Origin of the sequence: Rhizobium hidalgonense (genome assembly GCF_002914525.1) — a bacterium.
GTDB lineage: Bacteria > Pseudomonadota > Alphaproteobacteria > Rhizobiales > Rhizobiaceae > Rhizobium > Rhizobium hidalgonense.
Window position 1 is genome coordinate 255369 of the sequence record NZ_LODW01000104.1, and the last position, 22482, is coordinate 277850.

At 61.0% G+C, this 22482-nt stretch carries 23 protein-coding genes and 2 pseudogenes; 1 reads left to right on the top strand and 24 read right to left on the bottom strand.

Features of this window, described 5'->3' with window-relative positions:
* Positions 1-7: 7 nt before the first annotated feature.
* Positions 8-463: a hypothetical protein gene (locus ATY29_RS31430; RefSeq protein WP_097533796.1), complete on the bottom strand. Its 456-nt coding sequence runs from the start codon at positions 461-463 to the stop codon at positions 8-10.
* A gap of 259 nt (positions 464-722) precedes the next feature.
* Between ATY29_RS31430 and ATY29_RS31435 the strand changes: the two genes are divergently transcribed.
* Entirely contained in the window at positions 723-1454 is a 732-nt protein-coding gene (locus ATY29_RS31435; RefSeq protein ID WP_097533797.1) for an SOS response-associated peptidase, read from the top strand.
* 495 nt (positions 1455-1949) lie between these two features.
* On the opposite strand, the gene ATY29_RS31440 is transcribed toward ATY29_RS31435, so the two are convergent.
* The 23 genes and pseudogenes from ATY29_RS31440 to ATY29_RS38595 form a co-directional block, all read right to left on the bottom strand.
* Positions 1950-2273, bottom strand: a complete 324-nt coding sequence (locus tag ATY29_RS31440; protein ID WP_097533798.1) for a DUF1515 family protein — start codon at positions 2271-2273, stop codon at positions 1950-1952.
* A 61-nt stretch (positions 2274-2334) separates the two neighbouring features.
* Positions 2335-2622 (bottom strand): hypothetical protein, encoded by a 288-nt coding sequence (locus ATY29_RS31445; RefSeq protein WP_097533799.1) that lies wholly within the window; start codon positions 2620-2622, stop codon positions 2335-2337.
* Positions 2604-2978 carry a hypothetical protein gene (locus ATY29_RS31450; RefSeq protein WP_097533800.1) on the bottom strand — a complete coding sequence of 125 codons (375 nt, stop codon included), beginning with the start codon at positions 2976-2978 and terminating at the stop codon, positions 2604-2606. Before ATY29_RS31450 ends, ATY29_RS31445 begins: the two co-directional genes overlap by 19 nt.
* A complete protein-coding gene (locus ATY29_RS31455; RefSeq protein ID WP_097533801.1) occupies positions 2979-3440 on the bottom strand; it encodes a lysozyme in 462 nt (153 codons plus the stop codon). It abuts the gene before it with no gap.
* The gene (locus ATY29_RS31460; protein ID WP_097533802.1) at positions 3415-3672 is read right to left on the bottom strand and encodes a DUF7940 domain-containing protein; all 258 of its coding nucleotides are present in this window, start codon (positions 3670-3672) and stop codon (positions 3415-3417) included. Before ATY29_RS31460 ends, ATY29_RS31455 begins: the two co-directional genes overlap by 26 nt.
* 25 nt (positions 3673-3697) lie before the next feature.
* Positions 3698-4135, bottom strand: coding sequence for a DUF7338 family protein (locus tag ATY29_RS31465; RefSeq protein ID WP_097533803.1), 438 nt, complete (start codon positions 4133-4135; stop codon positions 3698-3700).
* Between the two features lie 209 nt (positions 4136-4344).
* Positions 4345-4701, bottom strand: coding sequence for a hypothetical protein (locus ATY29_RS31475; RefSeq protein WP_097533805.1), 357 nt, complete (start codon positions 4699-4701; stop codon positions 4345-4347).
* Positions 4701-6056, bottom strand: a complete 1356-nt coding sequence (locus tag ATY29_RS31480) for a hypothetical protein (RefSeq protein ID WP_097533806.1) — start codon at positions 6054-6056, stop codon at positions 4701-4703. Before ATY29_RS31480 ends, ATY29_RS31475 begins: the two co-directional genes overlap by 1 nt.
* Positions 6057-6297: 241 nt before the next feature.
* A complete protein-coding gene (locus ATY29_RS31485) occupies positions 6298-8268 on the bottom strand; it encodes a hypothetical protein (RefSeq protein ID WP_133118170.1) in 1971 nt (656 codons plus the stop codon).
* 20 nt (positions 8269-8288) lie between these two features.
* Positions 8289-10472 carry a hypothetical protein gene (locus ATY29_RS38070; protein ID WP_244597477.1) on the bottom strand — a complete coding sequence of 728 codons (2184 nt, stop codon included), beginning with the start codon at positions 10470-10472 and terminating at the stop codon, positions 8289-8291.
* Between the two features lie 14 nt (positions 10473-10486).
* Positions 10487-11287, bottom strand: a pseudogene (locus ATY29_RS31500) (tail fiber domain-containing protein); the annotation flags it as partial.
* The gene (locus ATY29_RS31505; RefSeq protein WP_097533808.1) at positions 11262-11669 is read right to left on the bottom strand and encodes a GNAT family N-acetyltransferase; all 408 of its coding nucleotides are present in this window, start codon (positions 11667-11669) and stop codon (positions 11262-11264) included. The gene ATY29_RS31505 and the pseudogene ATY29_RS31500, both read right to left, overlap by 26 nt.
* On the bottom strand, positions 11666-13489 hold the full coding sequence (locus ATY29_RS31510) for a hypothetical protein (RefSeq protein ID WP_097533809.1): 1824 nt from the start codon (positions 13487-13489) through the stop codon (positions 11666-11668). Before ATY29_RS31510 ends, ATY29_RS31505 begins: the two co-directional genes overlap by 4 nt.
* Entirely contained in the window at positions 13486-14184 is a 699-nt protein-coding gene (locus ATY29_RS31515) for a phage adaptor protein (protein WP_097533810.1), read from the bottom strand. The genes ATY29_RS31510 and ATY29_RS31515 overlap by 4 nt, the downstream gene beginning before the upstream one ends.
* A 14-nt stretch (positions 14185-14198) precedes the next feature.
* A complete protein-coding gene (locus ATY29_RS31520; protein ID WP_097533811.1) occupies positions 14199-14759 on the bottom strand; it encodes a hypothetical protein in 561 nt (186 codons plus the stop codon).
* 68 nt (positions 14760-14827) lie between these two features.
* Positions 14828-15613 carry a hypothetical protein gene (locus ATY29_RS31525; protein ID WP_097533812.1) on the bottom strand — a complete coding sequence of 262 codons (786 nt, stop codon included), beginning with the start codon at positions 15611-15613 and terminating at the stop codon, positions 14828-14830.
* 22 nt (positions 15614-15635) lie between these two features.
* Positions 15636-16607: a phage major capsid protein gene (locus tag ATY29_RS31530; RefSeq protein ID WP_064825109.1), complete on the bottom strand. Its 972-nt coding sequence runs from the start codon at positions 16605-16607 to the stop codon at positions 15636-15638.
* A gap of 17 nt (positions 16608-16624) precedes the next feature.
* Positions 16625-17716, bottom strand: coding sequence for a hypothetical protein (locus tag ATY29_RS31535; protein ID WP_097533813.1), 1092 nt, complete (start codon positions 17714-17716; stop codon positions 16625-16627).
* A 35-nt stretch (positions 17717-17751) separates the two neighbouring features.
* Positions 17752-18063: a hypothetical protein gene (locus ATY29_RS31540; RefSeq protein ID WP_097533816.1), complete on the bottom strand. Its 312-nt coding sequence runs from the start codon at positions 18061-18063 to the stop codon at positions 17752-17754.
* Positions 18064-18075: 12 nt separating this feature from the next.
* A complete protein-coding gene (locus ATY29_RS31545; protein ID WP_097533818.1) occupies positions 18076-20181 on the bottom strand; it encodes a hypothetical protein in 2106 nt (701 codons plus the stop codon).
* Positions 20181-21752 (bottom strand): terminase large subunit, encoded by a 1572-nt coding sequence (locus tag ATY29_RS31550; RefSeq protein WP_097533819.1) that lies wholly within the window; start codon positions 21750-21752, stop codon positions 20181-20183. Before ATY29_RS31550 ends, ATY29_RS31545 begins: the two co-directional genes overlap by 1 nt.
* Positions 21718-22185 (bottom strand): terminase small subunit-like protein, encoded by a 468-nt coding sequence (locus tag ATY29_RS31555; protein WP_097533820.1) that lies wholly within the window; start codon positions 22183-22185, stop codon positions 21718-21720. The genes ATY29_RS31550 and ATY29_RS31555 overlap by 35 nt, the downstream gene beginning before the upstream one ends.
* Positions 22186-22227: 42 nt before the next feature.
* Positions 22228-22416: pseudogene (locus tag ATY29_RS38595) on the bottom strand (spike base protein, RCAP_Rcc01079 family); the annotation flags it as partial.
* Between the last annotated feature and the right edge of the window lie 66 nt (positions 22417-22482).

Here is a 22482-nt window from a genome sequence, read left to right on the forward strand (position 1 = left end):
GCTACGTTCAGCCGGCGGATTTGATACTCGTATTGCAGAGGCTCCAATAGCCGCCGCCCTTCTGTATCCACTTCAGATCGCCGAGCGAACCGGCATCCTTCGCAGCATGATAGGCGTCGACACAGGTGTGCAGCCGGCCCTTAGCCGGTGTCTCGCTTGAATATTTCTTGTCGATGGCCTTCGGGAATTTGACGCTCTTCGGCGCCGCGGTTGTCGCCTTTGCAGGCTCTTTGTCGGTTGTTTTGGCGATATCCGCCTCGTCCTCCTTATCGGCGGCAGCAGCGTCCGCGCCGCAGAATTTGGCGCGGAAGTCGTTCCATTTCATGTCTTTGGCAGAGCCATCAGCTTTGGCCGCCTGATATTTTGTACTGCATTCCTTCATCGTCAGCGCATGTGCCGGCGACGATATGATGAAAGCTGCAAGAAGCGAGCCGGCGGCGGAAAGAAGCAATTTGTGCGACATGTGATTGGCCTCGATCGATGATGTTGACGTTTCAGTCTTCTCTTCCGGCCGTACTCAAACGCAGGGGACGGAAGAGTTCCATTGGGCTTGCCTAATCTAGTGCAGTCAGACGGTTACACCTGCTCACTGAACCTCCCATGAACAGCAGTTTTGCAATTGACGGTCGCTTGTGCCGGCGCCGACCTTCTCAGATGATCCATCGTATTGACGGGAGCGATCTACGCCACATATCGGAACATTGATCGCATACGAGAGTTCCATGTGCCGCCGCATCTACATTGATCAATCGTTCGTCGAGATTGCGAGAAAATTTGATTTCGCTGAACGAGGTAACGTCGACGATTTGGGCGACCGCCTCCCCCGATACAGCGGCGCCCCCGCCGAGGTTTATCACATCATCATACAGGACGTGGAACGCCAGCGGGATCGGCCAAAGCCCGCCTTTGCCATCGCTCGCTGGGGTCTCTTTCCGTCATGGATGAACCAACCCCGTCGCCAGCCGCCGGTCTATGCGCGTCGTGAAGAAATAGCCTCGAATGAGCTGTTCCACGACGCTTACCGGTCACGCCGCTGCCTGATCCCGATCGGTGGCTTCTTCGAATGGGCGGACGGATCTGAGAAGAAGCAACCCTACGCGATCGCCATGAGGGATAGGTCGATGTTCGCTCTAGCGGGCATTTGGGAAGTATGGCACCACCCGGCCGGCATCGATATTCGGAGCTTCGCTGTCGTCACCTGCCCCTCAAACGAGACGATCTCGGCAATCCGCAATCGCATGCCAGTTGTTCTTCGTCCCGAGGATTATAAACGGTGGCTGTTGTCAGATCGCGATCCACGCGATCTCATGAAACCGTTCGATTCCGCGGCGTTGACGATGTGGCCGATTGCGCGCCGCGCCATTACTGTCAGAAACGCCAGGCCTGATATCCTAAGTCGAGTTGATCTCAACGCAAAACAGGTTGCGCAGCGCCAGTCATCAGGGAGGTTCTGACTGGAGTTCAGCAACATCGCTAAAACCTCCCTGATGTTCCTTTCAACAAGGATGAAGCAAACTTAAGCCGCGTCGCCCCCACGGAAAAGCCGGACCTAAGTCTGACTGGCCGCCGCAGGGCGCGCAGTAGGATTAGCAAATACAGGTAAATTGAGGATTTTCGGGACTATGTCATCCTTCTACCTGCCGCGCCCCTCGGTGCGGCATCCCTGATAAGGTCGCATCAGTCTGGTACAAGATGCCCCGCCTGGCGGGGCATTTTGCTGAGTACTGCGAGAGGGCTTCGCGCGTTGGCTTGAAATGGATCGGCGTCGCGCGCACGCGCCGTAGACATAGTGCGAAAACGTACCGGAACCTAGCGGATCGCTTTTCGTTAGCTCGACGGGATCGCACGGGTGGCCCCTGCAAAGGGTCCTTTGCATTGTTCGAGTAAGCCCCGTGCGATTTCTACTTTCCCAGATCAGAACTGCCCCGTCTCGGCGGGGCATTTTTTGCTTACCGGCTCATCAGCCAGGCGATTGCCGCAGCCCCGAATTTGGTGATGATGAAGGTGAGCGCCGATGCCCCTATCCCGACGATGGCGAGCGCGCCTATGCCGCGTTGCCTCCACATTTTCACGGCGTCGGTCACCGGCTTCATATCCCTGACGTCGTCCTGAACCGCGGCGGAACTGAGCTCTACCTTGCTCACGCGGTCGACGATCTCATCCATGCGACGATGCATCGATGCTCGGCTGGCATCTGCCTTCTCTTCCGATCGACGGACCCCTTCCAGGATGATGTCGACCTTCGCTGTCAGCATTCCGATTTCGCGGTGCATTGAACCATCATCCGTTGGCGTCAAATCCCCAGCCCCCCATGTGTCATTCGATGTCTTGGCGTCAGCGCGAGCCGTAGCGCGTCTGCATATCGCGGCCCCATGCAGCGCAATCGTCTGCCTGGCGGTCTCTGTTCTCGGCCAGGATCTGCCAACGCTTCTGGACGATCACCCACGGCTCATCACCGGGCCGAACGCGGCCCATCTTCGCCACACAAGCCTCAGGAAGATCAGGGAACGGCACGGACGCCCTCGTCTGCCCTTCGACAGCGGCAGCGATAGAGGCGCGCCCGGTGAGGCTCTGACAGCCTGCCAGCAAAACAAGCATCAATATCAGTGCTGATCGAGCCATAGCCGATCATCCTCGGTTGGCCGCGACAGCTTGCCGTTCTTGGCGGCTTCCGCCAGCAGGCGCCCCACCTCGGCATTGGCTGCGTCATTCGCCTTCTGCGTCGCCGCAGCTCGCGCTGTCGCCTCGGCTGCGGCTCTGTTGGCTTCCGCGTGCAATCGCCGCTCCGTCGCCAGCTGCGAGGCAAGAGCGTCACGCTCAAATTTAGTGACCATCTGAGAGGTGGCTTGCCTTGCCACGGATGCGTCGTGCGCAGCGAGCCAGATCCGGAACCCGACAACGAAAAAACTGATGATGGCCACCCCTATGATGGCGCGGCCGATCTTGGAGCCGGCAAGCCAGACGAGGATTGACCACATCTACGCGCCCTCGAGGCACATGCGGCGCTCGTCCTGCCGGCGAAGCGTCAGGCCATTTATCACCCGACCACCGGCCTTGTTCCATGCCAGGATCGCGTTGCAGGCGCCAACGAGATCGCCGGCATTCGCCTTGCGCGCGACCGTCGAGCTGCAGAAGGCCCGCGAGCCGATGTTGTAGGACAGCGACAGGAAGGACACATAGGGCTTGTCGGGGATCTTGTCGGGGTTGGTGAGGCAGGCGCGCATATTGCCCTCGAACTCGACGAGCGCGTCCCCGAGCACGGCCTTGCATTCGTCCATCGTGGCTGTGTCGCCCATCTTCACGCCACGGGTCTCTCCGAAGCAGATGGTGGGGATTCCGACAGGATCACGGAAGGCGACGGTTCGCAGCCCCTCAAAGGTGCTGACGCATGCGATTGCGGCGGCAGCGATTGCGCTACCCTTCTTCAGGCGGCTTGCCATTGGCGAGGTCTCCAGAGACTTTCTGTTGAACGAAGATGCGGGCGATGATCGCCGCGACGGCCAAGAGGCCGGTGATCGCCGACATGGCGAGCTGGATGTAGATGTTGCGGGAAACCCAGGTGGCCGCGACGAAGTTGTAGATCGGCTCGAGGATGATGAAGAACAGCGCCAGGACCATGAAGCGCACCGACCAGGCATGCTTGATGACCGCGCGCCAGTTGTTGACGAGCATGGAGGACTCCGAATTGTGGGAGAGGTCAGCCCCGTTGAGGCTTCAATTGACACATGTAGGGGTAGTAGTTCCCGCCGTGCTTGACCGGACTCCAGCCAAGCCAAATCTTGAAATGCCAGCCGAACGCCAGCGGAACGTCGCGCTTTACGGTGAAGGCCGAGGCAATGTCATCCACGCCCAGCAACTCCGATTGCCAGCCGTTGCATGGGTTCCGCCACGTCCAGCGGGTCCGCTGCCACCAGAGTTTGAAGCCCTTGGCGGATGGATCGAACCCGGCAACACGCTGCGGGATATAGCCGTCCAGATCGGCGTTCAGTGTAGAGAACCAGCGCCAGCGGCCGGGGAGAACAGGGCCGTGCTTCATTGACCACTCCGCCAGGAAGGGCGACAGCAGATAGGCCAGCCCGACGAAGAGGAGGTTGATCGGGAGGAGGAGGACGTAGCGGAGAATTGGCTTGCTCATACCCTCACCCCACGTTAAGCCCGCGTTAAACTCGAGCGGAGTTCATTGCCAAGACACGCGGAAGGCCTACTTCCTCGTTTTTTTGCGGAGACTAAAATTGCTACAGGACGAAACACGTAAAGCGATTCTGCTCGCCGTCGGTATCGGCGGCGCTTTTTTGATGGTCATTCGCTACGGGATACACTCCGGCTATTTGATTCCCTGAGGGTTTAGAGAGAGGCCGCGGCCGCAAAGAATTGATCGATCTCCTGCTCCGCAAATCCCATTGCGGCGAACCCAGCGGCCATCATCGGGCTCTCCTTGACGAAGGTGCCGCTGTACTCAAAGGCGTCCTGGGTTTCGCCATCCTGCTGAGCCACCCATGCCTTGACTGCATCGAGCAACCCGGTGCGCCGAAGCATCAGCCGAAATTGACGGGCGGAAACCGAAGACACTTCAGGCGAGGCATCGCGGAATGCGCCCAACGAAGGATCATCATCGGGAAGAAATTCTTCCGCTACCCCTTCCTGCAATTGCTCGTAAAGACCATCGATAGCGCCGTCGGCCAATCGTGAAACGTAGGGCATTATGCGTTCCTCCCGCATGGGAAAATAAAACCATCCGTCCAAACCCACATATTGCCGGAAGCGCCGGCCACTCGGCGTATCTGCATGCTCGTGTTGGTCCAGATTTCGTCGCTCCCGACTGCGAAGCTGCTGGCAACTTGTATAGTTCCAACGTTGCCGCCCTCATTGTTGCCACCGGCAACAAGAACCCCTTGTGCCGGGTCGGAGAACAGAGCTGAAGCGGTCGTTGCGGAAGATAAGTACATAAACCGCAAGTTTGCCTTGACCTTCACTCCATTCGGTACGGTGATCGCCAGCAGTGCTGAAGTCGTATTGATAGCGGCGTTGAAAGCATCCCTTACCGGCGTCACGAAGGTATATTCGTCACGCGGATACATCACGAACTGGCGGATAAGCGAGCTTGCATCCGTCAGCACCACACCGATGCATTTGACGATGGTGTAGCCGGTGAGCAGCGTCGTGGTGACGCCGCCGATCGTCGCCGAGGTCGAGAGCACCACGTCGAAGCTCAGATCGGAATCCTTTCGGATGGCATAGGCGAAATAGGTGGCACTCGCGGCCACAGAGCCGGTATCGAGACCGCCATTGCCGGTTCCGACCGCCCAGGTCCCGTTCAGCCGCTTCGTCATCGTGCTGGCGCTGGAGACGAACGACGACCCCGACCTGGCAGAGCCGGCGGCGAAATCCAAATGCGTTGTCGGATTGGCGACGTTGTTGGAAAGCAGCAGCCCGTCGATGAAGCTTCCCACCGCGGTGCTTTCCGCTTTGGCCAGGAGCCTCGTCAAAACCTTGTCGGTGAAGAAGGCAGACCCGCTGCAGATGAGGTAAGCGGAATAGCCGTTCGGAACGATAAGCGTGGCCGCTCCATCGATCGTCTCGGCGCCGTTCGGGTCGATCGTCACGGTCCCGCCGTCGGCGACAATGACATACTGCCAGTTCGCCCCCAGCGATGCAGCGGCTGTAAGCGTCACAGTAGCATTGGCAGTGAAGCGATGCACCGCATTGTCGTCGGTTGCCAGCGCCGTGTAGTCGCCAGTCTTGACTGAATAGACCGACGCTTTCGCAAGAACGAGGTCGACGCCGTTTTGCGTGAAGCCCAGCAGGCCGCCACCCTTGAGGTAAAGACCGGTTTGCGGCGTCGAAGAGAAACCAAGGCCAGGCGCAGAAACGGTGCCGCTTGCCAATTTGAGCGGAGAGCCCATAGGGGCCGAGCCGTCGCGCGGCAGCGAGTTCGTAATTTCGTTGCCGAGATCGGTCGTGAGCGCATTCCACGGCGCCGGATCAATGACCTGGCCGACAGAAGGAGTCGTTCCGGCGGGCTTGGAATAGACGCCGGTTGATGGGTTTCTGGGCATTCACCTTCTCCGAAAAGAAAGGCCCCGCGAATTGCGAGGCCATCAATGGTGTAGTATTGGTTGCGGCATGATCCGACTTCTGCAAATCGGCTGCATCATCGCTACGACCGCATTGCTCTATGCGGTAGTTTCAGGCGTGGACGCGCTTAGATATGTAGTCGGTGACGATTTTAACGGCGGCGTCATCGTTGGCGTCGTGTTCGTCGTAGTGCTCTACCTGATCATTTGCTGGATTGACCCGTCATCGCGTCCTCGCGGTTCCGGCGTTCAGAAGCAAGGCTTTGACCACCGGATCGACTAGGGCGGGCGTTGTTCCCATTCCCTGAGCTCTGACGAGCCCTTCGACCAGCTTTTCACGCTGCTCCCCGATAAGAGCCCGGGCCAGGCTTTCGCCCGTTGCATTGCCGGTCTCGCTCGACATGAGCGCTTTGACGATGTTGTCGACCTTATCGACAGCGGCCGATCGAGCTGCACCGAGAAAGCCGCCGGCCTTGAAAGCTTCCTTCACGCCGAAGTTTCCACCGCCGGCGCCCCCACCTAACTCGTTCTGAGCTGCAAGGCGCGCCGCGGTTTCGCTGTTGCGGGTCACCGTGTTGGCGGTATCGGCATAGATGCTCTCGTTATCGAGCACCTTGAACAGTCGCTCCGCTTTCTCTGGGCCGAACAGGGTAGCGAGACGAGCGCGGTTCCAATCGCCCTCTCCCTTGATCAGCCTATTCATGGCAACGATATCGTTGGAATTCATACCGACTATGCGGTCAATCTCGGCCCTGGCACCCTGAGACAGCCGCAACGGCACTGCCGAAGGACCGATCTGCATCCCCTGCGGCTGAACGCCTTGCTCGACCTCTGCGGCAAGCTCCGACGGTCGCGGCGCCGTGCGACCGCTGTCCAAAACCTGTTGACCGCGTGTAACAGCCTCATCCTGACGGGCAAGTTCGGCGTATCCGGCGTCAATTTCCTTTATGCGGGGAACGGCACGCGCAAGGCCATCGTCGAGCATCTGACGAGCTTCGGTCAGCGCGGAGATCACCTTCGGATCAACTTCCGTCTTCAAAAGGCCATCGATCGCCTGGCGGGTCTGGAACATGACGCCGGGATCGGAAGACAGGACATTGGAGTCCGCGACGTTCATCATATCGCGGACTTGGCGAAGCCGGGCCTGAGCAGGTCCGCGAAGCCGGCTGATGTCAGCCTCGATCGCGGATGCAATCGCCTCTGTATTGTATGGCCTGGCCTCGCGAAACACCTCGCGATAGAGCGGCGAATGAGCATTCTGGTTCGAGACGATATCTGCTTGGATCTCCGACGGGACGACGTTTCGACCGGTCGTTTCGTCGATCGTTTGACCAATTCTGGCGTTGGCACCTGCGGCGCGATCGGCGAGCGTGGTTCGAATTGTCGTCTGCGCCGGTCCCGGCGTTGCTGCAAGTGCGCCTGCCTGCTTCTGAAGGTTCGGCCCAAGGTCCGCTGGAATAGCCTGTGACCCCATCTCACTCAATCTCTGAGGGAGCGTCACCGCGTCCAGGCCGTCGTCGGTCACTGCGCGCCGGAAGTAACCGAACGCCTGCGGGTCCATTCCAGCCATTCGCGCTGCGGCACGAGTGCGGAGCGCGTCGACAAGCGATCTGGCTCCCGCGCCAATGATCTTGCCTGCTGCGGGACCGCCCAAACCAAACAGGCCACCCAAATATACGCCGTCTTTGATCTTCTCCGCGTCACCGCCAGATCGAACGGCAGCATCGACACCGCCAATCGTCGCGCCCGTCAGCCCAGAGATACCCGAACGCACCAGCAAGCTTCCCCCGCCCGCTCCAAATGCAGCAGGGGCAGCCATGACCGCCGGAATAGTCCCGGCAACGGCTCCCGTTATCTGAGCCCCCTTGTCGACGATCGGGTTCGCTTGTTTTTCAGCTCTGTTCGCTTCGTGGATGCGATCCATGACTTGATCGTAGGTCTCGTCGGAGAACGCCGCGAGTGTCGCCGCTGCCGCCTTCTCCGTCGCGCTACGAATGATCGGCCCAGCAATCGGAATCCCTTCGATGAGGCCGCCGACGCCGGTCCTGGCGACTGAAAGGGCGTCGTCGGCCGGCAGTCCATTCCGATCAACCTCGCCGATCTGAGGTGGCGGCTCTGCTGCTGGGTCTACCGCCGAGGGCTGCTGTGTCTGCTGGGTTTGGCTCAGACGCAGACGCGCGGCGGCAATCGCCATAGCTTTCTGCTGCTCGGGTGTCATTTCTGCCATAGCTTACGCTCCGCAGGCGTCATCGCGCCCCATACATCGGCCGGGATACCTTCCGGCGGCGCACCAATGTCCCCCGCTGCTGGCGGCGTCAGACTCGGCACTTCGGGGATATCCCCGAGCGTCGGCAACACGTCCGCTTGGTTCATCCCGCGCCGGCCGATGATGCCGCGATACTGCGAGATGTCATTGTCCAGCGCGCCACGATAAGCCGTCATGCGGCTGCGCGCTTCATTGAGGATCGCCGTGCGGGTTGCCGGCTCGAGCCGCGATCCGCCGTTGACGCTGTTGATCGCGCCCTGCAGCCAGTCGGGCAGACTCGACGTGTTATTGACCATCACCATTTCACCCTCTCGGACAACCGAGTTTGGGTCCATGATTTTGCCCAAGCCGTAAACAAGGTTCAGGTCGGATGCTTTGGAATCCGTCTTCGCCGTATCGATCATCGACTGGTAGGGCGGCAAAGCCTGCTGATAGCTCTTATAGGTCGGCAAGCCCTGGATTTCTTTGCGGAGATTGGTCACGTCTTCGGGCTTGTAGCCGGTGCCTTGGTAGACGACGCGATCCTGGCCCGGGCTGAACAGCGTTTCGCCTGGCTGCACGACCACCGGCTTGTTCTTCTCGAAATCGGCTTTCTGCCGTTCGAGATCGATGTTCGCCTGCTCGGCTGCCGTCGGCGTGTTGCGGTTGGCCTGCTCCTGGCGAAATTTCTCCCGATCGAAATCAAGCTTCGCCTGATCGGCCTGCGACATTTCCGAGCGATACACGGGCGTGAGCGCGCCGGTGCGTGGGTCGGAGCGAAGGACAGTCCCATCCGGCAGAACCTGAAACCCGTATTCCGGCGGCTTCATGATTGTCTGCAGCGACTGTGCAGCAAGTGCCCTCACCTGCGGCGATGCATTCGGATTCGTCATCGCCTGCACTAGCGCTTGAACGCGCGGGTTTGCCATCGGGTTTGCGACCGGCGCAGGGGATGCATTGTCCAATGCGTTGGCGAGACGTGCAGGACCCGACTGAGCCTGGGCGATCTGCTGCGGGAATGCGGGCTGACCGCCTCCGCTCGGCGCCGGCGGAAATGCTCCAGCCCCTGGAACATCGCCGCCCATACCTACGCCGGATCGGTCTACAGGGGATACGCTGGCGACATTCGGCGTCGGCCCAACGTTGGTGACGGGCAAAGGCGGCAACGCAGCCTGCGGGCCTGCCTGAGGCGGCATGACCTGTGCGGGATCGGATGCGCGCATTTGTCCTGCTGCACCGGGCATCGGGATGCCGATCGACGGATCAAGGCTGGCGACTTCGCCGCTGGCGGCTGCTGGCGGCGGTGCTGGAGGGTTGACCGGCGGCGGCTGGATCGGGCGAGGTGGTGGCGTGCCAGCATTGGGAGCCGGCGACACGGCTTGCGCTGCCTGCTGAGGCGGCAAGTCGCCAATGCCCATCTTCCCGGTGATGCCTTCGGCCTTCGCGCCCATCCACGGGCCCCAGCCGTGCTTGCGTGCCCAATCGAGAGCAAAATCAACCTGCTGCTTCCATGTTGACGGATCGCGCGCATGGAGGCCCGTGGCGTCCGTGAACTCGTTTCCAAGGCCCGAGTTCGGCATGGATTTCGACATGCCTGCATAGTGAAGCTGGAAAGGACCGAACGAAGAGCCCTCGTCTCCCCCATTATCGGGCTTCGAAGGATCGAAGACATTCAGGCCCTCATGACCGGCCACGCGCAGCGCAATGTTCGGATCAATCCCGCGGGAAATTGCAGCTTGCCGGATATAGTCGGAGACTTCAGGGAGACCCCCAGGCTGCACTGTGGAAGCCACAGCGACATTGCCTGACGAATCCACCTTCGGCATGTTTGAGCCAGCGGCGCCGGGATTGTCCGCCTTGTTGCCACCGCCGAACAGTCCGCCAAAGAGTCCCTTAGGCTGCTCCGGAGCCGTGTAAGGCTGCCCTGTGATTGCCGCGATCACCTGCGCATCGGCGGCGCTCTGCTGGGCCGTCTGCTTCCTCATCGCGAGCCCGCCCATAAGAGCCTGCGCCATTCGGGCGGCACCTTCCCACCCCGATTGCACCGGGCTTGTGTCGACGCCCTGCTGGAGCATCGCAGCAGCAAGCCGCTTGCGGGCATCTGTGACATCGGCCTGGGACTGGCCCGTATCTCCGCCGAATAAATAGCCCATCACAGACCCCCCATTGCCCAGCCACCCAGCAGCGAGCCGCCAAGGCCGAAGAGGCCGCCCATCGCGGCGTTCTTCTGAGCGACCTGCTGATTGTAGATGCCCATTTTCTGGTTGAAGTTCTCATTGATCAGCCCGGCCTGATCGACCGTCGGCAACTGCGTCGTGGGCGTGTTGACATAATTCGGCTGGTTGACCTGAGACCCGGACATCAGCGCCGAAATCTCGTTCAGCGGCTGGTTGCGTTCAGTCAGGATCGAATTCTGGGCATTCGAATACATGTCGCCCAGGTATTGATCCGCCGCCGCCTGCTTGCGAGTGGTAAAGTCGCGCATGGCGTTGTCGTAGGCCGCCGACCCCATCGAGATGCCTTTGTCGGCGAGGCTCTGATCAAGGCTCGCCTGGTCACGGTCCCACAGATTATCGAAACCGGAGCGCCAATGGTCGTTGACGTATTTGTCAACGTTGCCCGAACTGAGGTCGACGTTGGTGCCGAGGATGCCGGAGACCTTCTGGGTCTGGTCGTTGGCGAGTTTCGACAGGCCGAGCTGCGTCTGCTGGGTCTGGTCGTAGATCGCCTGGTTCTCGGGAGAATAGGTCTGGTAGGCCGAATAGGTCGGCAGCTTATAGGTCTTGCCGTTCTGGTCGGTCATGGTCTGATAACCGCTGACCTTGTATTCCAGCGAGCCATCAGGCGTGTACTGGTTCGTGTGGCTGAGACCAGCGTTCGCAATCGCGGTGTCCACGTTCGTCGCTGTCTGCGCCGCCGCGGTCTGCGTCGGGTCCGGTGCCTTAGGCGCCTTTGGTGTGGAGACCATAGGGAAAATCCTCTTTCATGATTCCGTAGAGCAGCGCGTCACAATCGCCGAAATAAGCCCGCTGGCGGCCCTCGAGACGCGCACCGAGGCTTTCCAGCGCCCGTTGGGCCGGAACATTGTCGGTACGCGTCCTGAATGTTGCTCGCCGGCAGCCGAGCTGGTCGACGACATACCGGAACGCCGCCCGCATCAACGTCTTCGAAAGCCGATCGGCAGCAAGCGAGACCTCGACGTCATGTTCCGTCCAGACGTTGAAGACATACCCGGCGATGATCCGGCCGCCCTGAACCTGGGCGATAGCCGCAAAGGGCGGATGGAAGGCCACCCCGATCTTCCCACCGACCCAAGCCGCGATATCCTCGCGAGGTTCCGAGACGATCAAATCGGAGCGCCCTTCTCATAGAGAACTGAGCCCCCGACGACGGCAGCTTCGGACACCGAACCGGTTGCTCCGGAGATCAGCGCCCGGATCGTTGGCGCCAAGGCAGAGCCGACACCTCCTGCCGCGGCAAATTTCCGGACCAGCGACGTTCCCGGGAATATCGACACGCCCCAGATTGCGGTTCCCCACTTGGCAGCCGCATTGCTGTCGACCGACGACAGGAGCGCCGTTGGAACCTTCACCTGATAGTCGAAGGACATTCCCGCATACATCAGGGTCGAAACGCCGATCTGGCCCGTCACGCCGATCAGCTTGGAAAATTTCGCCGCCAGGTCTTCGCCATACCGGTTCCATGCCCCGACCATGAGCGCGTCGATCGCGGCGCCATTATCGTTGGCGCCGACTTCGGCCTCATAGACCGTGCCGTCACTGGACCCGAAGAACAGCCGATCCTGCCAGTTGGCCCAGCAATTGGCGGCAAGCCCGACGAAGCGGCACCACGCCCCGGTTTCCGTGTTCATGACATACTGATACGGCCCGAGAGACGATGGCAGGTTGACGATTGCCATTTGCCGCGCTGGGAAACTTGCCAGCTGCCATTCCTGCGATGTGGTGCCGCCTGTCATTACGGTTTCGCGCCAGGTCGGGCCGATCTTGGCGGTGATTGCTCCCAAGCTGGTCGCGCCGCGATCGAGCTGCACCGCCTTGGTGATCGGAACAATCCCATCCGTCGTCATGATGGCGAGATCAGCGCCGACGGACAGGAAGCAACGTTCTGTCCCGAGTGGCCGGCCGAGCTTGAACGTGCCAAGCAGGCTCCAGTTCGAAGCGCTCGAGGGATCGGAGCCCTGATAGACAATCACCTCGCCCTCGGTCGACATGAGGACAAGGCATTGCTGGAGACCCGTGGAAACAGGGATGGTCCAGACCCCGATCGCCACCAGCGTCCCGCCGTATTTCATGTTGCCGCCGACAGGCAGAACCGTCGCCGTTCCGCTCACCGCATCCGTGGCGAGATACCAGACGTTCGTCGAGTTCTTCTCGATGAACCACAGTCGCGAACGGTAGGCCGTCACCGCGATCAGCAGCGACGAATCCGAAATGCCGGTAATCATCGTCGACGACACATAAGGGGTGGCTGTCGCGCCGGTCTCCAATTGGGCATTGGTCACCGATCCGGCCACGGTCAATGTCAGCGTGCCGGCCGTCGGCGTGAATGTCAGCGTGACGCGGTTCCCCACGCCCGTTCCGTTCAGGACGCCAGCATAGGCACCGGAAAGCGTGACGGACCCAGTGCCGAAGAAGCTAAGAGTATACTGGACCGCCTTCACCGCAACGTTCTGTGTTGCGAGGGTCGCGGTGCCCACCAGTATGTTGTTGGTCCACGACGTGCCATTGTAGAGCAGCGGCAGATCGAGACCGTTGACGAGGCGCAAATACTCCTGGCCAGCGGGGTTCGTGTATTGCTGGACCGACCAGCGCGCGCTGCTCTGCCCACTCACGGCAGCAGCCCCGACCGCGCCGCCGGCGGTGATGTCGAAGATATTGCCCCCTGCGGCTGCGAAGAGACGATTGCTCACACCGACATAGGGGATGACGGTCAGCACCGAAGCGCCGAGCCCCGTCGCGAAGGCGGCATGACCGTATCGCGCGCGGACCCGGTTCGCCTCCGGAAAGAAGTTATCCAGCTGGAACGCCGCATCCTTCGGCATATCGGCCATTTCGACATCGGTTCGCCAGCCGCCAATGGGCGCGATCCAGTCTTTGCTTGGCGAGACGCGGCCGGTGCGCCCGTTCGATTGAACTGGTTTTCTCGTCATACCGTGATCGTGCCAGGCCGGTAGTTTTCAGGGACTTCGCCGCGGTACGGCATCGACATGCTCATCGGCTGCGCAGCGCGATCGGCGCCAACGGCTGCCTCCTTGGCCCGCTCGTAGTTTTCGAGCTCTTCGCCGTAATCGAGGCCCTTGGCACGCTTCCATCTCCAGATAAGGGAGAGCTCGAGGAGGTCTTCAGGAAAGCGCGCGGTGTCGGTGTCGTTCGCCCAGTTATCGGCATAGGTCGTGCCGCCGCCGACCGCGATCCAATTGCTCGAGACGTATTCGTAGCGCAGCGTTTCGCCAGTATCGTTCGGGAAGAAGGCCAGCTTGCCTCCCAGCATGCGCCAGACCTGCGGCACCGGGTTGGAATTCAGGATTGTAAGCCGGTCCCATGCTCCCGGCTCGAGCGGGCCGTTGAGCGACCAGAGACGCGAGACGTTCCAGATCATCGAATTGGCGACGAAGCGCTTGAAGTCGCTGGGAGGTTCGGCCGGCTCCGGGATCACCCCGGTTGCCGTGAAATCCCGGGTCGTCGTCAGCACCGACCAGTCATGATCCTTCAGCAGATCGCGGGCGGCGCGGGTGGAGAGGATCAGCAACTGCCGGATCTGCGGATCGGCCGACGACATGACAGCCGCCGGCTGATCGAGGTCGATTTCCGCGCACACATTCTGAATGATCGACAACAGCGACATGCGCGGATCTCCGGTTAGGCAGCGCTACGACGGCCGGAGCCGGCCTGTTCTTTCGAAAGGGCTTCGAAACGCTTGCCCATTTCATCGATTTGCTGCTGCAAGCGCGTGACGTCATCCTTGAGACGTTCGTTCTCAGCAGCGAAAGCGGACGCGGCGCTGGCGTCCTTGGCAGTGGTGAGGAACGCCTGGGCGGCCGCCACGAGCTCGTGCGCGCCCATACCGATCTTCTGCTTGGCGGTGTCGGAAAGAGCGGCCAGCTGTTCGACGCTGTAGACATTGATCGCCTCCAGTTCTTTGATCTGGCTGGGCTTCAGATAAGGCCACTGCGAAAGCGGCGTACCGATCAATTGCTCGCGCGCGGCGGCGCCGTCCTTGAAGCGCTTGTAGGCGTCCGAAAACCGCTCCTTGTCGTGCTCGGTCGCAACGCGATGAACCTCCGTGTGCTTATCGCCGGCGATGAAGATGGTGACGAATTCTGTGTCTTTGAAAATCGGTCGCCCTTCCTGCTCGGTGAGGAACGGCTGTTCAACGGGCTCGATGCTGAAGGAGGCGTAGACGCCCTTGCTGTCGGTCATGGTGATTGTCTCGCTGTTGATGGCGGGGGAAAGAAACGGGGGCCGAAGCCCCCGCCGTGGATTGCAGGTTAGTTCACCTTGGACAGGTACGGCCGCATCAGGGTCGCCTCGAGCACGCCCGTCGCCGTCACTGTGATGGCCGTGCCGTTGGCCGTGGCGTTGGCGGACATGGTGATGCTCTGGACGACGCCAGAGGGGCTATAGGTGATGCCGGCGATGGTCGTGCCACCAGGAATACCCGTGCCCGAGATGGCAGCCCCGATGAATGGACCACCTTCGAAGTTGACGCTGCCGAGCGACGACAGCACAGCGGAACCGTTGACGGTCGTCGCCGTGAAGGTCTGGTTGGCGGCTGCGAAGTTGACGCCCTGGATCGCCTTCGACGAAACGGTTGCGGATGCCGGAGCATTCGCAAGACCGGCCGTCGCCGTGGTTTCAGCAACGACGAGAGCCGCCGTTGCCGTGGTCACGAGAGCCGGGGCCTGCCCGTTGCGCTGTAGCCAGATGTAATAGGTTCCGGCCACAAGGCTGATCGACTGTGCCGGACCACCGGACTGGGTTGGCGCCTGGTTTGCACCGGCGAAGACGCCGCAGCGATTGCCGACAACAGCCGCAGCCGTGGTCAGAAGCGTTGCGGTGTAATCCCGGTCCCACTGGAACCACTGACCGGGCTGGAGCGTGGTGGACGACGCCAGGACAAGCTTGACGTAAACCCACTCGGATTCCTTCGTTCCGCCGGAGACGGACCCAAGGGCAAAGTTAGGGCCCGGAACACCCGAGCCCGCGATGATCGGGCCTTCGACGACGAACGGGTTCGCGCCAAGACGATCGGTCTGGGAAGTTGCGATAGTCATGGGAGTTCTTCCTTTCGTTCGATCAGGCGAACAGCACGCCCTGCAGGAAGGCGTTGTTCATGGTGAGGTTGCCGGCGAAGCCCATCAGCTGCACGAAGGCATCCTGATTGGTGTTCATGCGCTCGTCGCCGATCGGGGCCATGTCGCGGTCGCGGTGCGGGCGGTAGAACAGGTATTTGGTGTTGAGGAAGAACATCTGGTTCGCCGGCGCGCCGCCGCCGAAGCCACCGTCGAAGATGACGTCGGCGCCCATGTACTGCAGGGTCTGGAAGCCGGCCATGCCCTTATCGGCCGAGGTGATGCGCTGGATCGCCTGCAGCGATTCCCAGTAGAGGCGGAAGTAGTTGTTGTCGCCGATGATCAGATCGGGTGCATCGGCGCCGCGCACGCAGCTCATGTAGAGCCGGTTCATGTAGGACTGGATGTTGGCGGTCGACGCGGCAGCGCCGCCATCCGCCGAAGCCGAGAACTTCTGGTTACGCCAGAAACCCCAGGTCGCGCGCGAGATGCCGCCGACGGTGCCGGAAGTCGGCGACGTCGAGACGAGCAGCTGCAGGCCGCCGATCTGTTTGCCGCCGTCCGCCGTGCCATCGGAATAGCAGTCGAGCGCGATATTGTTCTTCAACGTCGTTTCCGCGTTGTCGATGCGCTGCTCGAGCAGATCGAGAACGGCATCTTCGCCGGAGTTCTGCAACTGCTCGAGGCCGGACATGGAGACGGCAACCGCTGCCTGCTTGTAGTCGTATTCGGCAGCGGTGATGACGTCGGAGGGCTGAACGTTCAGGATCTCGTAGCCGCTGTAGCGCTTGAAGCTGCTATTTTCGGCATATTGCAGTTCCTGAACGATGGTGCGGCCGCCGGAGACGGGCTTCTTGCGGCCGCGGCTGTTCAGACGGGTGAGAAGACCGTTGTTCTTCGTCACGTCGTCGGCAACGACTCCGCTGCGGTTCCGCAGGGTAGTCGTCACGATTTCAGAGAGGTTTGGAGAAACCATTGGTCATTTTCCTTTGATCAAACCTGACCGCGCGCAGCGTGCAATGCGGTGCGAAGCGAGTCCCGGATGGATGTGGGTTGACCGGTGCCAGCGCCCTGGGTTGGACCGGGGGCGGAAGAGCCGGAGATGGATCGCGAGGCGCGGCGGGCCTGATCTGCCGCTGCTGCCCTCTGGGAAGTCTGGTCCTGAACTGTGTTCGTTGGCGCAGCCTGGCTGATCAGCTGCTGGCGAATATCAGGACGCATCCAGCACGCCGCGTCGTAGGCATCCTTTAGCGACGATGCGCGCCCCGCGCTGATAAGGGCGACCATGTCGTCAAGAACTGCTTCGGCATGCACATTTGCTGGATCGGAAATGAAAGCATTGACCTGAGTTTGAGTGTCTCGTTTCCGAAGTACCTGTTCAACCGTGGCCTCGACGTTGACGGGCTGAGGCGAAGGCTGCTGCTGGGCCTGCTGCGGCCGGCGCTGCAGGACTTGATCCTGCTGACCAGCGACGAGGGCGCGAAGATTGACGCCAGCCATGTTGGCGACGTGAAGGACGGTGTTGACGGGGTCCTGCTGTAGGGACCGCTCCCATTCGATCGCGCGGCGCATGACGTCTGCGTGAGTGGTGCCGGCCTGGCGGACAAGGGGTGTGAATTCCTCAAGGCCCTTATAATCCTGGAGGACCCGGAAGCCGTTGTCGACTTCCTGCTCGCGCTTGGCGACGGCGGCCTGCACTTCTGGCGGCAGAGTAGCGAACTGGGCCTTTGCCTCTGCGGACCATCCCGGCGGGACACGATGGGCATTGGCGGCTGGCTGCTGCTCTGATGCCTGGGGCTGATCCTGCGACGTCTGCTGGGCGGCAGGAGCAGGGTTTGCCGCCGCCTGCGTCTGCCCAGCCTTTGCTGCCGCTGCGGGCTGCTGCTGTGCCTGGGGGGTCTTGTCCGCGTCCTTCGGAGCAAAACGGCCATGCTCGTCACGCTGCCGGTCACTGCCGGAGGTCGTTCCCGTTTCAGTGCTGTCGAGCGCAGCTTTAAGGCTGTCACGGATGCTCAATGGCTTTTCAATTGACAAGCCGTTGTCTTCGCTGCCGTTGCCGGCCTCGTTCAGGTCTTCGATATCCATGTTGGGAAGTTCCTTTTTCGGGGGTTGATGCCCGTCTAGGCTTTGTGTCCGGCGTAAACGCGCCGTAGTTCGTTGCGGATGGCAGCCCGATCGGTCTTCGGCTTCTCGATGGGCTGCGGCTTTTCATTGCCGATCTCGACCACACCGGCCGCCCGATAGGCCGAGCGCAGCTTGGCTTTCGAAGTGTAGTGCCGGCCGTCGTGCATCGACTGGATGTCGATCGTGTCGCTGACGAAATGCGGAGATGGCAAATCTGACTGTGCCAGGTTCTGCGCTGGCATGCAGTTATGCGGCCATGCGTCGATATCGTGCCAGCCTGAGCAGGCACGGCATAAGCGCTTTCTCATGGTTCTCCTCGTTTACTGATAGGCTGGGGACTGCGATTGCACCGGCTGTTGAGCCGCTTGGAACTGCTGCATCGCCTGGGCGGCGATATCGCCCCTCGCCTTCTCGACAGTGGCGCGATGTTCGATCTCAGCCTGTGCGACACCGAGCTGAGCCTTCCGCTCCTCGGCGCCGGCCTTCACCTCGGCCGTTTTGAAATCAAGCATTTGTTCAGGCGTGGGTTCCGGCGGCGGCTTGGGAGCGGTCGCGGCCTGCGATAGTTGCGCCCCTACCTGTTCAAGTGTGTTTTCCAGCTGGCGCCCTGCCCTGAAGCCGCGTGCCGCAAAGAGCAGCGTCTCCACCATCACCGGCACCAGCATCGGCGTCTGCTGGGCAATTGCGCCGGCCTGCTGCATGAAGCCGCCGATCATCTGCACGAATTCCATGCGGCGCTGCTTTTCGGCGTCCTCGTCGGGCTCGATGGTCGAATCCGTTTCGATATCGATCCTGAAGCCGCGGACGCTGTCGTTCCGAAGCAACTGCACCACTTCGTCAATCGTCGGCTGCTGCATCATCTGCTGGATCTCAGGCGGCAACTGAGGCGGTTGCGGCGGCGGTGCGGGCTGGCCCATCTGCTGCGCGCGCGCTGCTGCTTGCTGCGCCATCATCTGCTGCTGTTGCATCTGCATCTGGACCTGCTGCTTCTGTGCCGCGGTCGGAAGCTGAATGCCGCTGACCAGCATCAGCGTCTCGGGCTGGAACTGGTCACAGATGATCTCGCCGGCGATGTTGACGATGTCACGGGCAAAGCGCGCCAGTTCAGCCTGGCGGTCGCGGATGCGGATGGAACCCCATTGGCTTTTGATGCGCTGGGCCGTCGCCGTCTCCGACGCCTGAGTGTCGCCGCGGACGATGTCACTGATGCCGGTGATCTGATAGACATCCTCGACGAGCTGCTTGCGGACCTCGATGCAGGCCACAATCACCTTCTGCACTTGATCGATTGGCAGCGTCACGATGGCATTGGAACCGCCCTTATCCGTGAACGCGGCCCACTCCGGGATCGGCACCATGACGGTGTCGTTCTCCGGGCGCATGGCCTTCTCGATTGCCGGCGATACCGAGCCGTCCCCCGAGGGATAGAACACCTTCAGCCTGAGTTGGTCCGTCAGCTTGTTGATGCGCTTGGTGAGCGTGTCGATCTCGTCGCACTGCTGCTGATAGTACACATAATCCGGAACTGGGATGAGCGATCCCGTCGACAGCGTTCCGAAGGCCGGCCGCGGGCACGGAAAGAAGCGTGTCAGCTTCAGCGGCGGTTCGGATACCTCCAGAGCGACCGGCGCCCCTTCAGCGATCCAGACAGTGTAATCTTCCGTCTTGCACCAGATTTCCCAGACGTAAGTCTTCCCCTCGTTCTGGGCGCGCTCGGTCTGGTTTGTGCCATGGTTGGAGCCGGCGCCATTCGCAGCCAGGCTTGCCCGCCCATTCGGGAAGCGCTTGTCGAACTCCTCATCTGTCATCGGCACGCGCCGCGCCACCCAGGTCACGTCCTTCCAGCGGCGCGCCGGCGAATGCAGGAAGTCCGACCAGTGGACATAGTCGACGCAGACGCGTTCATCGGTGATCTGCTCGAGGGGAGACAGCCCCTCCTCGCCCGGCACTCCGTCGCCGGTATCCGAGGGCTCAACGCCCATATCGATCGGTTCGAAGTCCGCCTCATACCGAAGCCAGACAGTTCCGCGGGCGCAGAGCAGGAAGTCATCCCTGACGGCCCGCATGACGGAATCCAGATCGGCATCATCGGCAGTGAACGCAAGATTGCGCTCGACCAGTTCGGACGCCATGCGTGCGACCGGCTGCGAGTCCTTGAACCGACGCTCGACGACGGGCTGCGGCACGCGTGCATAGACGGCCGGCTGGAGAACCGAGGTGTTCGCCCACAGCATGGGGAAGCGGCGCTTGGCCGCGCTCGTCTGATCCGCCTGCTGCTGGAGATAGATCTTTTCAATCTTCGTGCAGCGATCGACCCACGCCTTGAAATAGCGCTGCGCCCGCTCGATCTCCTGCTGCCAGTGCGCGCCGACCTTAGCTAGGTCGTACTGGTCGCCGGCCGGCAATGTTGTGGCTTCGTCATCCATCAAACGTGCTCGCTATAGGTCGGTGTGGAGTTGACGAAGTCGTTGAACGTCATGGTCTGGAACGTCGGCAGCGGCTTCGGTTCCGGCTTCAATGGTTCGGCCGCCAAGCCGGTGAAGATGATTGCCAAGCCACCGAAAGCGTCGGCGCCGTGGGATGCCCAATTGTGCAAAGGCTCGTCACGGAACACGCCAAGATCCTCGTCCCATTCTTTCCGGTAGTTCCTCAGGCACTTGATGCCGTCGGCGCATCCGGCCTGGTCGAACTCGACCTTCGCCAGAATGCGGCGCGTGCCGCTGATGCGGTCATGCACATAAGCCCGCTCAACCTTTCTGACGGTGCCAAGGTTTCGCGCCTTGACCTCCTGCAGCATGATCTCGATGCGGGTCATGCCGCCTCTGGTCCACTCTCTGACGCGGATATCGTGCGGCATGTTGTGGACGCCATAGACATAGCCGTGCTCGTTCGCGCGCCGCTCCAGCTCGTCGAGCATGCCATCCATGCCCGTGCCGGTATGTTCGAAGTAGCCGATCATCCTCACTCGGCTCGGGAGCACCTGGAACAGCCAGACGCTGTTGGTATCGTCCATTCCGATATCGGAGATGGTGTGAACCGGATAGCCGGCCACATGCGGGAAGATGCCTATACGCTCCTCAGCGTCGGCAACCGCCATCTGGTCGGCATAGTAAGCACCCTCGACGCTGGCTTCGAACGCTTCCGCCGGCGACGACGGATATTCCCGCTTCATGTCGCCGAGCTGCGTCTCAGCCTTCTTCACGTACCAGGCTTTCTGCCCATCCGTGAGTTCGATCCCCTGATCTGCGAGACCGCTGAAATACTTGGCGAAAGCGTCGGTGATGATGACACCGGCCGGATCAATCGAATATTGCGGCTCTTTCCACCACGGGAAGAAATGGAACTTGAAATCCAATGGTGTCAGCGCTGATGCCTGCCGCTGCTTCACCTGGGCGTCTTCGCAGAGGTTGTAGAAATGCCCTTCCTGCCCCTCGGCAGTGCTTTCGATGAACACCAGCTGTCCGGCCTGCACGGTATTGAGGGCGCCGGTTCGAACCTCCCTCGCCTTCTCCGGATACTTCGCACACAGCTTCCCATATTCGGAGATATGGAGGTACTGCAGCGTTCCCGATCGGAGGGACGTCCCAACACGAATGCTCGAATTATTGGCGAGCAGTAGTTCAGTCTGATTGTCCCGCTGGATCGGCACTGCGTCCCGAATTCCCTCCGGAAGATTGTCGTAGGGGTATTTCACCTTGTCGCGAAAGATGGTCTGGGCATCGCCGAGCGTATGAGCAATGGTGCCGGCGCGGATATCCTTGTTGAACACACAGGCGTCCAGCATGAAAATCTGGATGAACGTCGTCAGCCCGAGCTGGCGTGCTTTGAGCAGGACGTTCAGATAGTGCATCTGCTCGAAGAACGTCATCTGCGCCCAGTTCATTTCGAACTTGACGCGACGGCCGCCCTTATCAGTGATCCAGTACAGGTTGTTGAGCCGCCAGCGCCAGTCCGAGAACTGGTCAACCGCCGTTTGGAAGTCCGCGGGTCTTGCCATTAATCGCTTCCAGCAACTCAGCCACGCCACTCGTCACGCCGTGCTCGAGCTCGACCTTGGCGCCGTACTTCTTCGGCTTCAGCTTTTCAGCAATCCACTGCCGGGTAGAGATGCGAATCTGCGAACGCCGTAGCGCTTCCCCGTTCTCGACCCAGCGCGTTTCTTCCCCGAACTGCTTTTCCATCCAGTCGTTGCTGCCGTCGTCGGCAATCTCGACCATCTCGTCGACGAAGCCGTCAGCCTGGATCTCCCGCGCCTGCGCGTACTTGGTCCGAAATGCGGACTTCTCGTCATCAGCCAGCCATGCAAGCACGGTCGACTTCGCCGGCATTGCCTCATCCCTGCAGATCGATCGGAGGCTTTCGCCATCAGCAATGCGCTCACAGATGATGTCTGCAAGGGAAGGTGTGAACTTGGTAGGTCTGCCTGTCATGCTCTCCTGCCTTCTGATCGGCTGGACGTTATGCGTGCCTCTTTAGAAGAGGGCGATGATGTTGGATGCGGTGGTGCCGGTAAGCGCCACGATAGCGGCATGAACCGGCAGGATCGTCCCGGCCGGCACGTTCCTGAAAATCACCGGATCTATATCCCGCCGCGGCGCAATCGCCACATCGCCCGCCGTGCCGATATAAAGCGCCCGCGCGCCGACAATCGCACTATCATTCGTATTGCCTCACCCAAGAGTGTTCCCAGAGAATAATGTCGTTGCCTCACTCGGATGTTCTCGAAT

Excerpts from the sequence above, each read along its gene's own strand:
- ATY29_RS31430 (WP_097533796.1), bottom strand. The coding sequence starts at position 463 with ATGTCGCACAAATTGCTTCTTTCCGCCGCCGGCTCGCTTCTTGCAGCT.
- ATY29_RS31435 (WP_097533797.1), top strand. The coding sequence starts at position 723 with ATGTGCCGCCGCATCTACATTGATCAATCGTTCGTCGAGATTGCGAGA.
- ATY29_RS31440 (WP_097533798.1), bottom strand. The coding sequence starts at position 2,273 with ATGCACCGCGAAATCGGAATGCTGACAGCGAAGGTCGACATCATCCTG.
- ATY29_RS31445 (WP_097533799.1), bottom strand. The coding sequence starts at position 2,622 with ATGGCTCGATCAGCACTGATATTGATGCTTGTTTTGCTGGCAGGCTGT.
- ATY29_RS31450 (WP_097533800.1), bottom strand. The coding sequence starts at position 2,978 with ATGTGGTCAATCCTCGTCTGGCTTGCCGGCTCCAAGATCGGCCGCGCC.
- ATY29_RS31455 (WP_097533801.1), bottom strand. The coding sequence starts at position 3,440 with ATGGCAAGCCGCCTGAAGAAGGGTAGCGCAATCGCTGCCGCCGCAATC.
- ATY29_RS31460 (WP_097533802.1), bottom strand. The coding sequence starts at position 3,672 with ATGCTCGTCAACAACTGGCGCGCGGTCATCAAGCATGCCTGGTCGGTG.
- ATY29_RS31465 (WP_097533803.1), bottom strand. The coding sequence starts at position 4,135 with ATGAGCAAGCCAATTCTCCGCTACGTCCTCCTCCTCCCGATCAACCTC.
- ATY29_RS31475 (WP_097533805.1), bottom strand. The coding sequence starts at position 4,701 with ATGCCCTACGTTTCACGATTGGCCGACGGCGCTATCGATGGTCTTTAC.
- ATY29_RS31480 (WP_097533806.1), bottom strand. The coding sequence starts at position 6,056 with ATGCCCAGAAACCCATCAACCGGCGTCTATTCCAAGCCCGCCGGAACG.
- ATY29_RS31485 (WP_133118170.1), bottom strand. The coding sequence starts at position 8,268 with ATGGCGATTGCCGCCGCGCGTCTGCGTCTGAGCCAAACCCAGCAGACA.
- ATY29_RS38070 (WP_244597477.1), bottom strand. The coding sequence starts at position 10,472 with ATGGGCTATTTATTCGGCGGAGATACGGGCCAGTCCCAGGCCGATGTC.
- ATY29_RS31510 (WP_097533809.1), bottom strand. The coding sequence starts at position 13,489 with ATGACGAGAAAACCAGTTCAATCGAACGGGCGCACCGGCCGCGTCTCG.
- ATY29_RS31515 (WP_097533810.1), bottom strand. The coding sequence starts at position 14,184 with ATGTCGCTGTTGTCGATCATTCAGAATGTGTGCGCGGAAATCGACCTC.
- ATY29_RS31520 (WP_097533811.1), bottom strand. The coding sequence starts at position 14,759 with ATGACCGACAGCAAGGGCGTCTACGCCTCCTTCAGCATCGAGCCCGTT.
- ATY29_RS31525 (WP_097533812.1), bottom strand. The coding sequence starts at position 15,613 with ATGACTATCGCAACTTCCCAGACCGATCGTCTTGGCGCGAACCCGTTC.
- ATY29_RS31530 (WP_064825109.1), bottom strand. The coding sequence starts at position 16,607 with ATGGTTTCTCCAAACCTCTCTGAAATCGTGACGACTACCCTGCGGAAC.
- ATY29_RS31535 (WP_097533813.1), bottom strand. The coding sequence starts at position 17,716 with ATGGATATCGAAGACCTGAACGAGGCCGGCAACGGCAGCGAAGACAAC.
- ATY29_RS31540 (WP_097533816.1), bottom strand. The coding sequence starts at position 18,063 with ATGAGAAAGCGCTTATGCCGTGCCTGCTCAGGCTGGCACGATATCGAC.
- ATY29_RS31545 (WP_097533818.1), bottom strand. The coding sequence starts at position 20,181 with ATGGATGACGAAGCCACAACATTGCCGGCCGGCGACCAGTACGACCTA.
- ATY29_RS31550 (WP_097533819.1), bottom strand. The coding sequence starts at position 21,752 with ATGGCAAGACCCGCGGACTTCCAAACGGCGGTTGACCAGTTCTCGGAC.
- ATY29_RS31555 (WP_097533820.1), bottom strand. The coding sequence starts at position 22,185 with ATGACAGGCAGACCTACCAAGTTCACACCTTCCCTTGCAGACATCATC.